The sequence below is a fragment of the Mycobacterium sp. RTGN5 genome, from assembly GCF_033804465.1.
In the GTDB taxonomy this organism is placed as follows: Bacteria; Actinomycetota; Actinomycetes; order Mycobacteriales; family Mycobacteriaceae; genus Mycobacterium.
Window position 1 is genome coordinate 236,477 of sequence record NZ_JAPZLA010000005.1, and the last position, 17,195, is coordinate 253,671.

The following is a 17,195-nucleotide window of genomic DNA, read 5'->3' on the forward strand; positions in this document are numbered from 1 at the left end:
TACCGGGCGTCGGCGCGAACCTGTGTGTTTCCCAAAATGTTGCTCACCCACCGCCCCGGCTTCGCGTGACCAGCACGGAATGGCCGGGCAGGGCGGAACCAGCTGGACCGACCTCGGGCTCGCCCCAGGCCAGCACCACCTCGCCGTTGACCGGCACCCTGACCGGCAGCTCGCCGAGGTTGCACGCGATCGCAATTCGGCCACGGCGCATCACGATCCAGCGCTCGTCCTCGTCGTAGTCGACCACCAAGTGGCTCAGCCACGGGTCGGCCATGTCCGGCTCGGTGTCGCGCAGCGTGATCAACCCGCGGTAAAACGCCAGCAGCCGGGCGTGGTCGGTGTCGTCGACCTCGTCCCAGTCCAGCTTGGAGCGCAGGAAAGTCTGCGGGTCCTGGGGGTCGGGGACATCGTCGGCGTCCCACCCGTGGTCGGCGAACTCCGCCTTGCGCCCTTCGGCCGTCGCGATCGCCAGCTCGGGTTCGGGGTGGGAGCTGAAGAACTGGAACGGATGTGACGAGCCCCATTCCTCACCCATGAAAAGCATTGCCGTGTAAGGCGACCCGAGGGCCAGGGCGGCCTTGATCGCAAGCTGGCCGTAATCCAGGTTCTGCGACGGCCGATCACCGAGCGCCCGGTTGCCGACCTGGTCGTGGTCGGTGGTGTAGGCCATCAGGCGAGTGGCCGGGATCAATGTCTTGTCCAGTGGCCTGCCGTGTCTACGGTGCCGGAACGACGAGTACGTGCCGGCGTGGAAGTAGCCGTTCTGCAGGGTCGAGGCGAGTGTGGCCATCGAACCGAAATCGGCGTAGTAGCCCTGCCGTTCGCCGGAGACCGCGGTGTGAATGGCGTGATGGATGTCGTCGTCCCATTGGGCGGTCAAGCCGTAGCCACCGCGATCCCGGGGAGTGATCAGCCGCGGATCGTTGAGATCGCTTTCGGCGATCAGCGACAGCGGACGACCCAGAACCGCTGACAACGCGTCGGTTTCGGCGGCCAACTCCTCAAGGATGTGGATCGCGGTGTTGTCGACCAGGGCGTGCACCGCGTCCAGCCGGAGGCCGTCGACGTGGAAGTCACGCATCCAGCGCAGTGCGCACTCGATGATGTAGCCGCGCACCTCGTCGGCGTCCGGTCCGGCCAGGTTGACGCCCTCGCCCCACGGGTTGCTCACCGCGGACAGGTAGGGCCCGAACTTGGGCAGGTAGTTGCCCGATGGGCCGAAATGGTTGAACACCGCGTCGATCAGCACGCCGAGTCCGCGCTGGTGGCACGCCTCGACCAGGCGCACCAAACCGTTAGGGCCGCCGTAGGGTTCGTGCACCGCGTACCACAGCACCCCGTCGTAACCCCAACCGTGGATGCCGTTGAAGGCGTTGACGGGCATCAGCTCGACGAAGTCGACACCCAGATCCACCAGGTAGTCCAGCTTCTCGATGGCGGCATCGAAGGTGCCGTCGGCGGTGAACGTGCCGGTGTGCAGTTCGTAGATCACCGCGCCCTCGATCGAGCGGCCGTGCCACTGCTGATCCGACCACCGCACGGCCGCGGCGTCCCAGAGCTGGGACCGCTCGTGCACACCGTCGGGCTGACGAGCCGACCGCGGATCGGGCAGGACCGCCGGATCGTCGTCCAGGACAAAGCCGTACCGGGCGTTCAGCGCGCAGTCGACATCGGCGTGCCACCAGCCGTCGTCGCCGACCGACATCTCGTGCAGCTGGCCGTCGACGTCAAGGCGCACGAGCTTCGGAAGTGGTGCCCATACCGCGAATTCAGGCATCTGAGCGCTCCAGTAGGACGACGGGCAATTCGCCGAACAGCACACCGGCGGGCGTGGGCCCGCTGAACCGCGCACCGGTCAGCCGATCGGTCCAGCCGCCTTCCGGCAACGGCAGCATCGTGTCACCCCAGCCGTCGTGACGCAGCCGGACCGTCCAGCGGGTGACTGCGACCAGCACGTCGGAACCCCGGCCGAACGCCACGACGTGGTGTGCGGCGTCACCGGTGGCGAGCACCGGCCGGTATTGACCGGACAGGAAGGTGTCGGGGCGATCCCGCCGGGCCTGCAGTGCCGCCCGCACGACCCGAATCTTGGGATGCGACAAGCGTTCCAGCTCGCCACCGCGCGCGGAGTAATCGACCGGCCTGCGGTTGTCGGGGTCGACGAGACTGTCCTCCCACAGTTCGGTGCCCTGGTAGACGTCCGGGATGCCGGGCACGGTGAGGGCCAGCATCTTCTGTCCGAGCGCGTCGCTGTGTGCGTGGGGTTCGAGCTGGACCACCACTCCGGTGAGCTCGGTGGCGACCGGGCCGTCGAGGATGGCGTCCAGCCACGTGTGCACGGCATCCTCGAACTCGGTATCCGGCTCATTCCACGAGGTGTGCCAAGCGGCTTCGCGGATCGCCTTCTCGGTGTAGGCGTGCAACCGGATGCGCAACTCTTCGGTGATCTCCCCGTCGGCAGGCCACACCCCGAAGATGTTCTGCAACAGGAACAATGCGGTCGCGGAATCCGGCGCCGGGGTCGTGGTCTGCCAACTGGCCACGAACTCGGCCCACAGCGACGGCACCTGGGACAGCACGCCGATACGGGCGCGCACATCCTCCCCACGCTTGGTGTCGTGGGTCGACAGGGTGGTCATCGATCGCGGCCATAGCCGTCCGCGAACCTCGGCGCTGCGGTGGAACTCCGCGGCGCTGATGCCGAAATGGGCGGGCTCGCCGCCGACCTCGTTGAGCGACACCAGGCGTGGGTCGCGGTAGAAGTAGCAGTCCTCCACCGACTTCGCCGTCATCGCTCCGCACAGCTGTTGCAGTCGAGCGGCCGGTTCTGCCGAGACCAGCGCCGCCGACACCAGCTCCAACGGGGCGGCCAGCGCCGGCTGCGACGTGACAGTCTGCGCGATCGCCGCCGACAGCAGCGCCGACAGGTTCTGGTAGTCCGACCGATAGACCCCGACTTCGGCCAGCAACGCGACCACCGCGTCGGGCAGCTGCGGGTGGTCGGCCCCGACGGCGGCGACGATCGAGCGGTGCAACCGGGCGAGCTCGCTGGCGAGCGTGGTGGTGGCAGCGCTGAATTTCAACTGCCGCAGCAGATCCGGCGCACCCGCGTAGTCGAACCCGTTGCCGTCGACCAGGTCGGTCAGGGCTTCGATACCGGTCGGGTCGACGAAGATGCCGCCCACCTCGCGCAGGACGTCGTAGCCGGTGGTGCCGTCGATCGGCAGCGCCGGGTCCAGCGGCTCGCCGACACCGAGGATCTTCTCGATCACGATCCAGGCCTGCGGTCCGACCAAATCGCGCAGCCGCTCAAGATATCCGGTCGGATCGGTCAGGCCGTCGGGATGGTCGATGCGCACCCCGTCCACCACACCGTCGCGGAACCAGCGAGCCACCTCGGCGTGCGATGTCTCGAACACCGCTGGGTCCTCCTGGCGCAGACCGGCCAGCGAGGTGATCGAGAAGAATCTGCGGTACCCGCACACACCGTTGCGCCAGCCGATCAGCTTGTAGTGCTGGCGATCGTGCACCTCCGGGCCGTCACCATCGCCGGTGCCCGGCGCGATCGGGAAGGCAAGGTCGCCGAGCCGCAGCGTGTCGCCATCGACCACGAGGTCAGCGGCATCGTCATCAGAACCCAATACCGGCAACAGGATTCGGCCCTCGGTATCCACCGACCAGTCGATGTCGAAAAACTTCGCGTAGCCAGACTGGCGACCGTTGCGCAGCACATCCCACCACCACGGGTTGTGCTCGGGCTGGTCCACTCCGAGGTGGTTGGGGACGATATCGACGATCAACCCGAGGCCGCGTGACGTGGCGGCCTCGGCCAGCCTGGCCAAACCCTCGGAGCCGCCCAGTTCCTCGGACACCGTGGTGGGATCGGTGACGTCGTAGCCGTGTGTGGAGCCGGGCGCGGCGGTCAGGATGGGGGACAGGTAGAGGTGGCTGACGCCAAGGCCGTCGAGATAGTCGAGAAGTTTCTCGGCGTCGGCGAAGGTGAACGCGTCACCGGCCGAAGGGCCGCGTAACTGGAGGCGATAGGTGGATAACACCGGGTAGGGCATAGCTGTCCCTGTTCCCGCTAGCCGGTCTTTTGAAGCACCAGGACCGATCGACCCGGCACGGTGATCGTTTCGCCCGCCTTCACCATCGCGTCGGTGGTGCCGGTGGCATCCCAGGTGTCCAGCACGGCCGTCCACTGCTCGGCATAGTCGCCGTCGGGAGCGACGAAGTCGATCGGCTTGCTGTGGGCGTTGAAGCACAGCAGGAATGAGTCGTCGACAACCTTCTCGCCGCGGGAGTTGGGTGCGTCGATGGCATCACCGTTGAGGAACACGCCGACAAACTTGAACCCCGAGCCCCAGTCGTCGTGCGTCATCTCGTCGCCGGCCGGGGTGAGCCAGGCGATATCGCGAACCTGATCGCCGGTGCGGATCGGCTCCCCGTCGAAGAAGCGGCGCCGCCGAAAAACGGCATGTGCCTTGCGAAGTCCGGTCACCTTCTTGGTGAACTTGAGCAGATCGGCGTTGGTCTCGCGCATGCTCCAGTCCATCCAGGACAGTGGCGAATCCTGGCAGTAGACGTTGTTGTTGCCCTGCTGGGTGCGGCCGATCTCGTCGCCGTGGGCGATCATCGGGGTGCCCTGCGACAGCATCAGGGTGACCAGGATGTTGCGCATCTGCTGCTGGCGCAGCGCCAGGATCTCCGGGTCATCGGTCGGACCTTCGACCCCGCAGTTCCACGACCGGTTGTGGCTCTCACCGTCGCGGTTGTCCTCGCCGTTGGCCTCGTTGTGTTTCTCGTTGTACGACACCAGGTCGGCCAGGGGGAAGCCGTCATGCGCGGTGACGAAGTTGATGCTGGCACTGGGGCGACGGCCGTTGACCTCGTAGAGATCCGAGGACCCGGTCAGCCGGGATGCGAACTCGCCCAAGGTGGCGGGTTCACCGCGCCAGTAGTCGCGCACGGTGTCGCGGTACTTGCCATTCCACTCGGTCCACAAGCTGGGGAAGTTGCCGACCTGGTAGCCACCCTCGCCGACGTCCCACGGCTCGGCGATCAACTTGACCTGGCTGATCACCGGATCCTGCTGCACGATGTCGAAGAACGCACTCAATCGGTCGACTTCGAAGAACTCCCTGGCCAGGGCGGATGCCAGGTCGAAGCGGAATCCGTCGACGTGCATCTCAAGAACCCAGTAGCGCAGCGAGTCCATGATGAGCTGCAGTGTGTGCGGGTGGCGGGGGTTGAGGCTGTTGCCGGTGCCGGTGAAGTCACGGTAGAGCCGCAGGTCGTCGTCCATCAGCCGGTAGTAGGCCGCGTTGTCGATACCGCGGAAGTTGATCGTCGGGCCCAGGTGGTTGCCCTCGGCGGTGTGGTTGTAGACCACGTCGAGGATCACCTCGATGCCGGCTTCGTGGAACGAGCGCACCATGGTTTTGAACTCGGCGACCGCGCCACCGGCGTGCTGGGTGGACGCGTACTGGTAATGCGGGGCCAGGAAGCCAAAAGTGTTGTAGCCCCAGTAGTTTCGCAACCCCAGATCGAGCAGCCGGTGGTCGTGCAGGAATTGGTGGACCGGCATCAATTCGATGGCGGTGACGTTGAGGGCCTTGAGGTGATCGATCACCGCCGGGTGGCCGAGCCCGGCGTAGGTGCCGCGCAACTCCTCGGGGACGCCGGGATGGGTTTGCGTCATGCCCTTGACGTGGGCCTCGTAGATGATCGTCTCGTGGTAGGGCGTCCGCGGGGCGCGATCGGAGCCCCACTGGAAGAACGGGTTGATGACCACGCTGGTCATCGTGTGGCCCAGTGAGTCGATCATCGGCGGCGTCCCGCCCGAAGCGGGGTCCTCGGCGTCCAGGTCGTAGGAGTACAGCGCCTGACTGAACTCGAAGTCGCCGTGGAAGGACTTGCCGTAGGGGTCGAGCAGCAGCTTGCTGGGATCGCACCGATGGCCGGCCGACGGGTCCCACGGGCCGTGCACGCGGAAGCCGTAACGCTGCCCGGGAGTGATGGTCGGCAGATAGGCATGCCAGACGAAGCCGTCTACTTCGTCGAGTTCGATGCGGGTTTCGGTGCCGTCCTTGGCGATCAGACAGAGCTCGACCGAATCGGCAACCTCGGAGAACAGCGAGAAATTCGTGCCCGCGCCGTCATAGGTGGCACCGAGCGGGTAGGCGGTGCCGGGCCACACCGTGGTCCGCGCGGTTTCGCTCGACGACATCTCTCGACCTTATCGACGTGGCGTACCGGATGCTCAGGATGTCACCACCAAGCGGTGGCCGCACCCATCTGCCTGCCCAGTTCCGGGATCAGGGTGCGCATGTAGGTCGCGGAGATGTGATGAGAATCGTGATAAATCAGCACATTTCCCTCGACCGCGCGGCATGTGTCTTCGCGGCACACCGCGTCACTGAGGTCGAGGACCCGCATCAGGGGGAACTGGGCCAGGAAATCCAGGGTCTGGTTGCGGTCGGAGAGCACCTCGGAACGGTCGATCCCGCACGACACCGAATCGCCGCCCTTGGCCAGACAATCCGTCGGGAAGAAGGGCGCGCCGTTCCGCACCAGCCACGGTGTGTCGCGCATCGCAAGGATCGGAATCTTGTTGTCCGACAAGGTTTGCCAGATCCCGATATAGGTCGACGGCATCACGTCGCCCGGCTTGATGTTCCACGGCCGGGTCGAGGTGGTGAACACGAAGCTGGGGTGTTCGCCGATCAGTTTGGCCATCACCTTCTGGTTCCAGTCGTGGCAGTTCGGGTACGGCCGGTTGTCGCCCATCACCAGCGGCAATTCCTCGGTCGTCAGTGGGCAGCCCATTTTCAGATAGGTGACGACCTTGAAGTGGTGCATCTTGCCAAGGGCGTCCAGCGCGGTGATCCAGTGCTCGGCGTGCGAGCCGCCGGCCAGCGCGATCGTCCTGGTCGCCTGCCGGTCGCCGTACGTGCAGTTGATGACGTCGGTGTTGTCGAAATCACTGATACAGCCGTCGTTGGTCGACTCGGGCAGATCGCTTTGGGCCTCGAGCACGGTCGGCCGCATCGGCAGCTTCGGCACCCGCGCGTGTTGGGTCAATGCCCGCGCCCCTGGGTAGCCGTCGGTCGACAGCGCGACCAGTTCCTTACCGTTGGCGCGCTGCACGGTGACGTGTTCACGCCAGGTGAACGACGTCGCCGTCAGCGTCACCCCGAGTAGGCCCACCGTGGTTCCCAACGCGATCGTGGGCCTGCGCAGGCGGGTGCGCCACGGGATCGCGATCGGCTGCGGAGTCGGTGCCGATGCCGACCGCCGCCCGGAGCGCAGCGGCTCCTCGACGTAGCGCATCGTGAGATAGGCCAGCCCACCCGAGATCGCCAGGATCACCGCGCCGTCGACAAAGCCGGCATGGCTCTCGTCGGTGTAGGCCAGCCAGAAGATCAGCAGCGGCCAGTGCCAGAGGTACAGCGAATAAGCCATCGCGCCGAGCGTCACCAACGGCCGCGCGGACAGCAGGCGGCTGGGCAGCGGCAGCCGGTCCCGGGTCGAGGGGCTGGCCTGGCGGTTCGCCGCGGCCAGGATCATCAGCACCGTCGCGCCGACCGGCACCAGTGCCCACGGGCCGGGGAACTCCCGCACGCCGTCGATCAAGGCGCCGCACGAGACGATCGCAGCCAGCCCGGCCGCGGCCAGCACGGTGCGCAGCCACGTCGGCCATCGGACGTAGGGGACCATCGCGCCGACGAGAGCGCCAAGCAGCAACTCCCAGGCGCGGGCGAAGCTGTTGTAGTAGGCGGCCGTCTGATCGGACGTGTGAAGGACGACGGCAAAGCTGAATGACGCGACGGTGAGAACAGCTAGCAACGTCACGAGCGTCGGGCGCAGCGATGGGCCGAGCCGTCGGCGCGCCACGTAGGCAAACCCGAAGATAAGCGCAAGCATCGCGATGTAGAACTGACCCTGAACGGACATTGACCAGATGTGCTGCAGCGGGCTGACCGCTTCACCGGCGCGGAGATAGTTCGACGCGGTCGCCGACAGCTCCCAGTTCTGGAAGTAGCCCAGGCTGGCCAGGCTCTGGTCAGCAAACGTCTCCCAGCGCGTCTGCGGCTGCACCAGGATCGTCAAAACGGCGCCTGCGGCAAGCACCACGACGAGTGCAGGCAGCAGTCGCTGGATCAGTCGCCGGATCTCTGCCCAGGGTGACAGCGACGAGTCCGGGTTCAGCGCGGTGCGCAGCAGTGACCCGCCGAAGAAAAAGCCGGACAGCACCAGGAAGACGTCGACCCCGCCGGAGACACGCCCGAACCACACGTGGAAAACCGCCACGAGCGCGATCGCGACACCGCGAAGCCCGTCGAGGTCGTGGCGATAGAACCCCGATTTCCGCGATTCGGTCGCGGCGCGCGGGACAGGACCCGCGTCAATCGTCGCCGACGGGCGGGTCGGACTAAGGAGCAACATGATTGGAAATCAATCTACCCAACCCGGGTATATCTCTCATCTCCAGCGAACCGCGTGGCGAGGGCCGAAGTTTCGTGGAGCAAACGCCGTTTAGGCATGCGCTGTCGGCCGACTAGGCTCACACAGCGTGTCGGCGTTGACCCCCCAACAGATCAGCGCGATCGACGCCGCGCACATCTGGCACCCGTACAGCACGATCGGCGCCGAGGCGATGCCCCCGGTGGTGGCCGTCGGCGCCGACGGCGCGTGGCTGACCCTGGTCCGCGACGGTGCCCAGATCCGCGTCCTCGACGCGATGGCGTCCTGGTGGACGGCCGTGCACGGGCATGGACATCCGGTGCTCGACGCCGCGGTCACCCGCCAGCTGTCGGTGATGAACCACGTCATGTTCGGCGGGCTGACCCATGAGCCCGCCGCCCGGCTCGCGCAGCTGCTCGTCGACATCACCCCGCAGGGCCTGGACACCGTGTTCTTCTCCGACTCCGGCTCGGTGGCCGTCGAAGTCGCGGCCAAAATGGCGCTGCAGTACTGGCGCAGCGCCGGCCGGTTCGGCAAGCGGCGGCTGATGACCTGGCGTGGCGGATATCACGGCGACACGTTCACCCCGATGAGCGTGTGCGACCCCGACGGCGGCATGCACTCGCTGTGGACCGACGTCCTGTTCCCGCAAGTCTTCGCCCCGCCGGTGCCCTCGAACTACGACCCGGCCTACATCGCGGCGTTCGAGGCGCAGCTGCTCGAGCATGCCGACGAGCTGGCCGCGGTCATCGTCGAACCGGTGGTGCAGGGTGCCGGCGGCATGCGCTTCCACGATCCCCGCTACCTGCGCGATCTGCGCGCGATGTGCGACCGCGCCGGCGTGCTGCTGATCTTCGACGAGATCGCCACCGGATTCGGCCGCACCGGGGAGCTGTTCGCCGCCGATCACGCCGGGGTCAGCCCCGACATCATGTGTGTCGGCAAGGCACTGACCGGCGGTTACGTGACCCTCGCGGCGACGCTGTGCACGCTCGAGATCGCCAGCACGATCAGCGGCAGCGACGCCGGCGCCCTGATGCACGGCCCGACGTTCATGGCCAACGCGCTGGCGTGCGCGGTGTCGGTGGCCTCGGTGGAGTTGCTGCTCGCGCAGGACTGGCGCGGCCGAGTCGCCGAGATCAGTGCCGGGCTGGCCGAGGGGCTGGCGCCGGCGCGCGACCTGCCCGGTGTCGCCGACGTCCGGGTGTGCGGCGCGATCGGGGTGATCGAGACGCACCAGCCCGTCGATCTGACGGTCGCCACCCCGGTCGCCCTGGACAACGGCGTCTGGCTGCGCCCGTTCCGCAACCTGATCTACGCAATGCCGCCGTTCATCTGCACCCCCGACGAGATCGCGCAGGTCACCTCCGCGATGGTGGCCGTCGCGCGTGCACTAACCTGAACGGTGTTCAAGGCACGCCTCGGGCGGGGAGCCCGGCATGTGTCGACGTAGGAGGGCTCGATGACCCGCGTAGGTCTCTCACCGCTGGCCTGGCTCGACACCGTCGAGCAGCAGCGTCGACAGGCCGGCCTGCGCCGTTCGCTGCGGACGCGGCCCGCGGTCGCCACCGAACTCGACCTGGCGTCCAATGACTACCTTGGCCTGTCCCAGCACCCGGCGGTCATCGACGGCGGAGTGGCCGCGTTGCGCACCTGGGGGGCCGGCTCCACCGGCTCTCGACTGGTCACCGGAAACACCGAACTGCATGAGGAATTCGAGACCGCGCTGGCCGAATTCGTCAGTGCCGAAGCGGGTTTGGTCTTCTCCTCGGGCTACACCGCCAACATCGGTGCCACGGTCGCGCTGTCCGGGCCGGGCTCCTTGGTGGTGTCCGACGCTCTCTCGCACGCCTCACTGGTCGACGCCTGCCGGCTGTCCCGGGCCCGGGTGGTCGTCGCCCCGCACTGTGACGTCGACGCCGTGGAGGCCGCACTGGCCGAGCGTGACGAGGAACGCGCACTGGTCATCACCGAGTCGGTGTTCAGCACCGACGGCGCGCTCGCGCCGCTGCGTCGGCTGCACGAGGTGTGCCGCAAACACCGGGCCGTGCTGCTGGTCGACGAGGCGCACGGGCTCGGGGTGCGCGGCATCGGCGGCCGCGGCCTGATCCACGAGGCCGGCCTGGCCGGCGCGCCCGACGTGGTCATGACGACCACCATGTCGAAGTCACTGGGCAGCCAGGGCGGCGTGGTGCTCGGTCCGGCCGCGGTGCGCGACCACCTGATCGACGCCGCGCGCACGATGATCTTCGACACCGGACTGGCCCCCGCGCCGATCGGCGCCGCGCTGGCCGCGCTGAGGGTGCTGGCCGCCGAGCCGGAGCGGGCCGGTGCGGTCATCGCGCGGGCCCGCCAGCTCGCCGAGATGTGCGACGTGCCCGAAACTCCGGAATCGGCGGTGGTTTCGGTCATCCTCGGCGATCCCGAGATCGCGGTGGCCGCGGCGACCGCCTGCCTGGACGCCGGTGTGCGGGTGGGCTGCTTCCGCCCGCCGACCGTGCCGGCGGGCACCTCGCGGCTGCGGCTGACCGCGCGGGCATCGCTGACCGACGACGAGATGGACACCGCCCGCGATGTCCTGTCCACCGTTCTGGGTACTCACCCGCGATGAGTGTCCTGGTCATCACCGGAACCGGAACCGGTGTGGGCAAGACCGTGGTGACGGCCGCGCTGGCCTGCCACGCCCGGGTGGCCGAGCGTGACGTCGCGGTGTGCAAACCGGTTCAGACCGGCACCGCCGACGGTGACGACGACCTGGCCGAGGTCGCCCGGCTCTCCGGGGTCACCGAACTGGTTGGCGTCGCCCGGTATCCCGATCCGTTGGCACCGGCCGCCGCCGCCGAACGTGCCGGCCGACCGCTACCCGACGCCGAGGAGCTGCTGGCCTCGATCCGTGGCGTTGACCGGCCCGGCCGGCTGACTCTCGTCGAGGGGGCGGGCGGCCTGCTGGTGGAGCTCGCCGCGGGTGGCGTGACGCTGCGCGATTTGGCGGTGGAACTGGCCGCGCCGGTGCTCGTCGTCGTCGAACCCGGACTGGGCACGCTGAACCACACCTCCTTGACCCTGGAAGGTATTGCCGCCAAAGGCCTTTCGTGTGCCGGCTTGGTGATCGGCGCATGGCCGGCGCAACCCGGCGCGGCAGAGAAATCCAACCGCGACGCACTGGCCCGGCTGGCTCCCGTCCGGGCCGCGTTGCCGGCCGGCGTGGCCGGGGTGTCGCCGAAAGACTTCGCGCTGTTCAGCGCTCGGGCGTTCGATCCGGACTGGGTGGCCGGCCTGATCTGAGATGGCGCACTCCATCGAATTGCTCCTCGACGAGCGTGCCGACACCGCCGTCCGCGAAATGTGGCGGGCGCTGGCCGACGCCGGTCTGCCCAGCCAGCTCAAGGTCACTGCGGACACCAACCGCCCGCACATCACGTTGATCGCCGCCGAGCGGATTGCGCCCGACGTCGACGAGGAGCTGACCTGGTTGGCAGCGGAGCTTCCCCGGCCTGCGGTGCTGGGCGCACCGGTAGTCTTCGGCGGTGACCGATTGACGTTGGCCAGGCTTGTGGTTCCGTCGGACTCACTGCTGGACGCGCACGAACTTGTCTATGACGTGTGCCGGCCGTTCGTATCGAATATGTTCGCGCACAGTGCCCCCGGCCGGTGGACCCCGCACGTCACGCTCGGCCGCCGGTTGACTCCCGCTCAGGTGGGTGAGGCATTGGCGGCGGTCGACGGGATCACCGCCGACATTCGGGCCGGCATCGTGGGGTTGCGGCGCTGGGACGGCGACGCCAAACGGGAGTACCTGATCGACTAGTACGGCGCTGCAATATTTTTCGGCACGCACATCTTCCATCCGTCGATCACCAGATCGTGAACTTCGTCGATGTCGACCGCGTCCAGGCGGACGTGAATCCAGTTGTAGCGCATGTCCGATTTGCGTGGCAGCGTGAACTTCTCGGGCTCGGCGGCCACCATCGCCTCTCGCTCCTCCTTGGGGAAACCGACGCCCATCACGGTCTCGTCGGGGGAGAACGCGAGAAATACCAGCCTGCCGACGCGAAACGTGATCCGGTCGCGAACCACCGTCTCGTAGGCCCGCGGCAGCGCAAGTGCGATGGGCCGGACCTGGTCGACGGTGATCACATCGCGAAGGCTCGCTGAGCGGCCAACCCGTCGGTGACCAGGCGCAGCCCGAACGCAAAACCGGCGGACGGATCAGCGAGCAACGAGGGCGCCTCGGGCAGTTCGGCTCCGGCGGCATCCCACTGCATGCGGGATTGCTCGTCGGCGGTGAAGCCAAAGACGTAGTACAGGACTGTGCGGGCCGCCAATTCGGTATGCGCGGCAGCCACGCCCGCCTCGCCGGCGGCTTCGGCCAGCATGCCCAGAATCTGCTCGACGGCCCGCGATTGTCCGGCGGAGAAGCTGGCCGACACCAGCTCGGCCCCGTCGGTGTGGGACAGCAGCGCGTCCCGAAGGCCGCGGCACACCGTCTCGATGCGGTCCCGCCAGGGCATCTCGGCGGGCTCGGCGCAGGCCGGGGCCAGCACATGGTCGGCGACGGCGCCGAGAAGTTCCTGCTTGTTGGCGAAGTGCCAGTACAGCGCGCCGGGGGTGACCTCGAGTTCCCTGGCCAGCCTGCGCATCGTGAGGTCGGCGATCCCGTAGCCATCCAGGATCGCCGCCGCCTTGGTGACCACGTCGCGTTTGTGCAGCTGCACACCGGTAGCCTAGCCTGAACACTGTTCAAGTTCACTGAACGTATGGAGGACATGCAGGTGACGCAGGCAGCGGTAGACGTATTGGCACTGGCGCGCGAGCAGGTGCTCGAGCGCGGCGAGGGTCTGACCCGCGATCAGGTGCTCGAAGTCCTGCAGCTGTCCGACGACCACCTCGAAGATCTCCTGGCGTTGGCCCACGAAGTCCGGATGAAGTGGTGCGGCCCCGAGGTCGAGGTCGAAGGCATCATCAGCCTGAAAACCGGTGGCTGCCCGGAGGATTGCCACTTCTGCTCGCAGTCGGGCCTGTTCGCCTCGCCGGTGCGCAGCGCGTGGCTGGATATCCCGAGTCTGGTCGAGGCGGCCAAGCAGACCGCCAAGTCAGGCGCCACCGAGTTCTGCATCGTGGCCGCCGTGCGCGGTCCCGACGAGCGCCTGCTGGCTCAGGTCGCCGCCGGTATCGAGGCCATCCGCAACGAGGTCGACATCCAGATCGCCTGCTCGCTGGGCATGCTCACGCAGGAGCAGGTGGATCGCCTCAAGGAAATGGGTGTACACCGTTACAACCACAACCTGGAGACCGCGCAGTCCTACTTCCCGAACGTCGTGACGACTCACTCGTGGGAAGAGCGCTGGGGCACGCTGGAGATGGTCCGCGAGGCCGGCATGGAGGTGTGCTGCGGTGGCATCCTCGGCATGGGGGAGACGCTCGAGCAGCGCGCCGAATTCGCCGCCAACCTGGCCGAACTCGATCCGCACGAGGTACCGCTGAACTTCCTGAACCCGCGGCCGGGCACGCCGTTCGGCGATCTTGAGGTGCTGCCCGCGTCCGAGGCGCTCAAGGCAGTCGCCGCGTTCCGCCTCGCACTGCCGCGCACGATGCTCCGCTTCGCCGGCGGCCGGGAGATCACCCTCGGTGACCTCGGTGCCAAGCAGGGCATTCTCGGCGGTATCAACGCCGTGATCGTCGGAAACTACCTGACCACGCTGGGCCGGCCGGCGGAGGCGGATCTCGAGTTGCTCGAAGATCTGCAGATGCCGATCAAGGCCCTTAACGCCAGCCTGTAGCCCGATTATCTGTACAAAGGGCAAGGTGATGGTCGAACAGCTGCCCGCGCCGGTTGGTGCTGGGATTTACAACGTGTACACCGGCGGACCGGCCGGCAGTGTGGTGCCCACCGCGGCCCAGCTGGGGCTGGAGCCGCCGCGGTTCTGCGCCGAGTGCGGCCGGCGGATGGTGGTGCAGGTGCGGCCGGACGGCTGGTGGGCCAAATGCACGCGGCACGGCCGCGTCGATTCCCACGACCTCGAGGTACAGCGATGAATCGGCGCAAAGCGGCGGGCGTTGTCGTGGTCGGATTGACACTGGCGGGTGCGGTGATCGGCGGGCTGTGGTCGTGGCTGGCTCCGGCGGCCCATGGCGTGGTCGCGCTGACCCGCTCCGGTCAGCGGGTGCAGACCTACCTGGGCAGCGAATCGGACCATCTGTTCGTGTCGGCGGCGATGCTCATCGGGCTGCTGACGTCGATGGCGATCGTGGCCGCCGTGCTGGTGTGGCAGTGGCGTGCCCACCGCGGACCGTTGCTGGCGACGGCGCTATGGGTGGGCCTGGTGTTCGCCGCGGGTGCTGCCGCGGCCGTCGGTGCGGCGCTCGTGCACTGGCACTACGGCGCGGTGCCGTTCGACACCGCCCCGGTCACGCCAGAGAACCGGATCTTCTATTACTCCGAGGCGCCGCCGGTGTTCTTCGCCCGTGGCCCGCTGCAGGTGGCGACGACGCTGCTGTTCCCAGCGGCGATCGCCGCGCTCACCTATGCCTTGATGGCGGTGGCCACGCCGCGTGACGACCTCGGCGCCTCACCGCCGATGGACCGCACACCGCTCGGGGCCGGCGCACCAAACTAGAGGGGGCGCAGTGGCACCCGGCCGCCGCAGACCACCCGCGCGACGATTCCGCCAAGGCGCATCATGCCCGCGTAGGTCACCGGGTTGAACAGCGTCGGCCACTTGGTGCGCACGATGTTCTCGTCGATCGGGCGCCCGTCGAACCGGTCGGTCAGCCAGCGCAGTGCCATCGGCGCCGACATCGGGTGCAGCAGCATGTGTTCGCTGAACATGTCCCGGTGGTAGGTCACTTGCGCGCCACCCGATGAATAGGTGTGCGCCAGGTCGTCGATGTCCTCGACAGCGATCACCGAGTCGTGCACCGCCTGCACGATCAGCACCGGAATATCGGGCACGGCCTTGCCGAGTTTGATGTTCTCGAAGACGTATTGGACCTCGGGCATCGCCAGCACGTCTTCCAGCGGCGGGCGCACCAAATCGTCCATGTCGGTGCGGAACAGCCGGATGACCGCCTCCGCGGTCGTCATCTCCTCGAGCCGGTGCAACAGCGCCTTGCCGTCCTCGGTGGCGTTCTGCTCGATGACTCGGTTGAGGTCGGGGTAGGTCTTCGCCAGCGCGGACACCACCAGCGCGGGCAGCGCGGCCAGATAGGAGCCGTTGAGCCGGCGGAACGTGTGGCCGAGGTCGCCGACCGGCGAGCCAAGCACCGCGCCGACGACGTTGAGTTCGGGGGCGTACTCGGCATGCACTTCGGCCGCCCACGCACTGGCCAGCCCGCCGCCGGAGTAACCCCATAACCCGATCTGGTTGTCCGCGGCGAGGCCGAATTGCTCGAAGCCGAGTGCGGCCCGCAGTCCGTCGAGCACGGCGTAGCCCGGTTCGTAGGGCGCGCCCCACATGCCCTCGGGGCCCTCATGGTCGGGGACCGACACCACCCAGCCCTCGGCCAGCGCGGCCGCGATCAGCAGGTATTCCAGCTGAGCGATCGAGCCGAGGGACTTGGCGCGCCTGCGCAGCGCATAGGACGGGAAGCAGCGCGACGCCACCGCGTCGATGGCGCACTGATAGGAGACGACGTTGCGGACCTGCGCGGGGGTGTGGCCGGTGGGGATGAGCACCGTGGTGACGGTGGCCTGCGGCAGCCCGTTGTGGTCGGTGGTGCGATACAACAGCTGGGTGGCGCGGACGCGCTGCGGGATCAGCCCGAGGAAGCCCAGCTCGACGTCGCGGGAGCGCAGCACGGTCCCCGGTTCGGCGTGCTCGAAGCCTGCAGGAGGTTCGTAGAACGGGTCTTCGGTCGGCAGCACGGGGTGCGCGCCTCGCGCGATCTCCTCGTGCGGGGCGCGCCCGATCCATTCGGGGCGCGGCGCCCCGGCGTCAACCGGATGCATTCAGACATTCATACCTTAAGAAGGGTCTAAGAATCCAGTCGACTCACCCGGGCGGCCGCAACGCAGCAAACTCGTCGGTGACCCGAATCTGGGAGTCGGTGAAGCGATACAGGGCCGCCGGCCGGCCGCCGGCGCGGCCGGGATTGGCGGTGGTTCCGGTCGGCGTGATGACGCCGCGGCGGGCCAGCACCCGTTGCAGATTGGTGGCGTCGACCTGGTAACCCAGCGCGGCGCCGTAGATGTCGCGTAGCGTCGAGAGTGCGAATTCTGTTGGCGCCAAGGCGAATCCGATATTGGTGTAGGAGAGCTTGGCGGCCAGCCTGGTCCTGGCGTAGTCGACCATCGGCGCGTGGTCGAACGCCATGTCCGGTAGTGCGTTCACCGGATGCCAGCGAGTGTCCGGTGGCAGTACCGGGGTCGCGGGGGAGGGAATCAGTCCGAGGAACGTCGAGGCGATCGTGCGAACGCCGGGCACCCGGCCCGGCTCCGAGAAGACGGCCAGTTGCTCCAAGTGGGCGATCTCACGCACGTCGACCTTCTCGGCGAGCTGCCTGCGCACCGAACTGGTCAGGTCCTCGTCGGCGCTCAGCCGGCCGCCGGGCAGTGACCACTTGCCCCGCTCCGGCGCCAGCGCGCGTTGCCATAACAGCACGTTAAGCGTGGGTTTACGGGAGCTGACGTCGCCAACCTGGAATACGACGGCGAGCACTTCGTGTTCGGTGCTAGTATGGGGCACGTTTTCGATTATAAGTCGAAAACCTCGAAAGCAAGACAGGAGGCG

Annotated in this window: 15 protein-coding genes; 7 read left to right on the forward strand and 8 right to left on the reverse strand. The window is 67.6% G+C overall.

What is annotated here, in order from left to right; all coding sequences use genetic code 11:
- Positions 1 to 43: 43 nt before the first annotated feature.
- The 4 genes from treZ to SLQ31_RS23275 are packed head-to-tail and all read right to left on the reverse strand — an operon-like array spanning position 44 to position 8,448.
- A complete protein-coding gene (gene treZ, locus SLQ31_RS23260; RefSeq protein ID WP_319436473.1) occupies positions 44 to 1,777 on the reverse strand; it encodes a malto-oligosyltrehalose trehalohydrolase in 1,734 nt (577 codons plus the stop codon).
- Positions 1,770 to 4,067: a malto-oligosyltrehalose synthase gene (gene treY / locus SLQ31_RS23265; protein WP_319436474.1), complete on the reverse strand. Its 2,298-nt coding sequence runs from the start codon at positions 4,065 to 4,067 to the stop codon at positions 1,770 to 1,772. The genes treZ and treY overlap by 8 nt, the downstream gene beginning before the upstream one ends.
- Before the next feature lie 17 nt (positions 4,068 to 4,084).
- Positions 4,085 to 6,229 (reverse strand): glycogen debranching protein GlgX, encoded by a 2,145-nt coding sequence (gene glgX, locus SLQ31_RS23270; protein ID WP_319436475.1) that lies wholly within the window; start codon positions 6,227 to 6,229, stop codon positions 4,085 to 4,087.
- Between the two features lie 41 nt (positions 6,230 to 6,270).
- A complete protein-coding gene (locus SLQ31_RS23275) occupies positions 6,271 to 8,448 on the reverse strand; it encodes an acyltransferase family protein (protein ID WP_319436476.1) in 2,178 nt (725 codons plus the stop codon).
- Positions 8,449 to 8,575: 127 nt separating this feature from the next.
- Between SLQ31_RS23275 and SLQ31_RS23280 the strand changes: the two genes are divergently transcribed.
- The 4 genes from SLQ31_RS23280 to SLQ31_RS23295 are packed head-to-tail and all read left to right on the forward strand — an operon-like array spanning position 8,576 to position 12,274.
- Positions 8,576 to 9,868: an adenosylmethionine--8-amino-7-oxononanoate transaminase gene (locus SLQ31_RS23280; protein WP_319436477.1), complete on the forward strand. Its 1,293-nt coding sequence runs from the start codon at positions 8,576 to 8,578 to the stop codon at positions 9,866 to 9,868.
- A gap of 60 nt (positions 9,869 to 9,928) precedes the next feature.
- Positions 9,929 to 11,077, forward strand: a complete 1,149-nt coding sequence (locus SLQ31_RS23285; RefSeq protein ID WP_319436478.1) for an 8-amino-7-oxononanoate synthase — start codon at positions 9,929 to 9,931, stop codon at positions 11,075 to 11,077.
- Positions 11,074 to 11,751: a dethiobiotin synthase gene (gene bioD / locus SLQ31_RS23290; RefSeq protein WP_319436479.1), complete on the forward strand. Its 678-nt coding sequence runs from the start codon at positions 11,074 to 11,076 to the stop codon at positions 11,749 to 11,751. Before SLQ31_RS23285 ends, bioD begins: the two co-directional genes overlap by 4 nt.
- 1 nt (position 11,752) lies before the next feature.
- The gene (locus SLQ31_RS23295) at positions 11,753 to 12,274 is read left to right on the forward strand and encodes a 2'-5' RNA ligase family protein (RefSeq protein ID WP_319436480.1); all 522 of its coding nucleotides are present in this window, start codon (positions 11,753 to 11,755) and stop codon (positions 12,272 to 12,274) included.
- Here the strand turns inward: SLQ31_RS23295 and SLQ31_RS23300 are convergent.
- Both SLQ31_RS23300 and SLQ31_RS23305 read right to left on the reverse strand, forming a co-directional pair.
- Complete coding sequence (locus SLQ31_RS23300) at positions 12,271 to 12,603, reverse strand: MmcQ/YjbR family DNA-binding protein (protein WP_319436481.1); 333 nt, start codon at positions 12,601 to 12,603, stop codon at positions 12,271 to 12,273. The two genes, SLQ31_RS23295 and SLQ31_RS23300, sit on opposite strands and share 4 nt — an antisense overlap.
- A complete protein-coding gene (locus tag SLQ31_RS23305) occupies positions 12,600 to 13,181 on the reverse strand; it encodes a TetR/AcrR family transcriptional regulator C-terminal domain-containing protein (protein ID WP_319436482.1) in 582 nt (193 codons plus the stop codon). The genes SLQ31_RS23300 and SLQ31_RS23305 overlap by 4 nt, the downstream gene beginning before the upstream one ends.
- Before the next feature lie 51 nt (positions 13,182 to 13,232).
- On the opposite strand from SLQ31_RS23305, the gene bioB reads away from it, so the two are divergent.
- The 3 genes from bioB to SLQ31_RS23320 are packed head-to-tail and all read left to right on the forward strand — an operon-like array spanning position 13,233 to position 15,083.
- Complete coding sequence (bioB, locus tag SLQ31_RS23310; protein ID WP_319436638.1) at positions 13,233 to 14,246, forward strand: biotin synthase BioB; 1,014 nt, start codon at positions 13,233 to 13,235, stop codon at positions 14,244 to 14,246.
- Positions 14,247 to 14,274: 28 nt separating this feature from the next.
- On the forward strand, positions 14,275 to 14,502 hold the full coding sequence (locus SLQ31_RS23315; RefSeq protein ID WP_319436483.1) for a hypothetical protein: 228 nt from the start codon (positions 14,275 to 14,277) through the stop codon (positions 14,500 to 14,502).
- A complete protein-coding gene (locus SLQ31_RS23320; protein WP_319436484.1) occupies positions 14,499 to 15,083 on the forward strand; it encodes a DUF2567 domain-containing protein in 585 nt (194 codons plus the stop codon). The genes SLQ31_RS23315 and SLQ31_RS23320 overlap by 4 nt, the downstream gene beginning before the upstream one ends.
- Here SLQ31_RS23320 and SLQ31_RS23325 read toward each other — a convergent pair.
- Both SLQ31_RS23325 and SLQ31_RS23330 read right to left on the reverse strand, forming a co-directional pair.
- The gene (locus SLQ31_RS23325; protein WP_319436485.1) at positions 15,080 to 16,414 is read right to left on the reverse strand and encodes a lipase family protein; all 1,335 of its coding nucleotides are present in this window, start codon (positions 16,412 to 16,414) and stop codon (positions 15,080 to 15,082) included. The two genes, SLQ31_RS23320 and SLQ31_RS23325, sit on opposite strands and share 4 nt — an antisense overlap.
- 43 nt (positions 16,415 to 16,457) lie before the next feature.
- Complete coding sequence (locus tag SLQ31_RS23330; RefSeq protein ID WP_319436486.1) at positions 16,458 to 17,150, reverse strand: NUDIX hydrolase; 693 nt, start codon at positions 17,148 to 17,150, stop codon at positions 16,458 to 16,460.
- Between the last annotated feature and the right edge of the window lie 45 nt (positions 17,151 to 17,195).

Coding starts and splice junctions, on each gene's coding strand:
- treZ (WP_319436473.1), bottom strand. CDS start 1,777: ATGCCTGAATTCGCGGTATGGGCACCACTTCCGAAGCTCGTGCGCCTT.
- treY (WP_319436474.1), bottom strand. CDS start 4,067: ATGCCCTACCCGGTGTTATCCACCTATCGCCTCCAGTTACGCGGCCCT.
- glgX (WP_319436475.1), bottom strand. CDS start 6,229: ATGTCGTCGAGCGAAACCGCGCGGACCACGGTGTGGCCCGGCACCGCC.
- SLQ31_RS23275 (WP_319436476.1), bottom strand. CDS start 8,448: ATGTTGCTCCTTAGTCCGACCCGCCCGTCGGCGACGATTGACGCGGGT.
- SLQ31_RS23285 (WP_319436478.1), top strand. CDS start 9,929: ATGACCCGCGTAGGTCTCTCACCGCTGGCCTGGCTCGACACCGTCGAG.
- bioD (WP_319436479.1), top strand. CDS start 11,074: ATGAGTGTCCTGGTCATCACCGGAACCGGAACCGGTGTGGGCAAGACC.
- SLQ31_RS23295 (WP_319436480.1), top strand. CDS start 11,753: ATGGCGCACTCCATCGAATTGCTCCTCGACGAGCGTGCCGACACCGCC.
- bioB (WP_319436638.1), top strand. CDS start 13,233: ATGCAGGTGACGCAGGCAGCGGTAGACGTATTGGCACTGGCGCGCGAG.
- SLQ31_RS23315 (WP_319436483.1), top strand. CDS start 14,275: ATGGTCGAACAGCTGCCCGCGCCGGTTGGTGCTGGGATTTACAACGTG.
- SLQ31_RS23320 (WP_319436484.1), top strand. CDS start 14,499: ATGAATCGGCGCAAAGCGGCGGGCGTTGTCGTGGTCGGATTGACACTG.
- SLQ31_RS23325 (WP_319436485.1), bottom strand. CDS start 16,414: ATGCATCCGGTTGACGCCGGGGCGCCGCGCCCCGAATGGATCGGGCGC.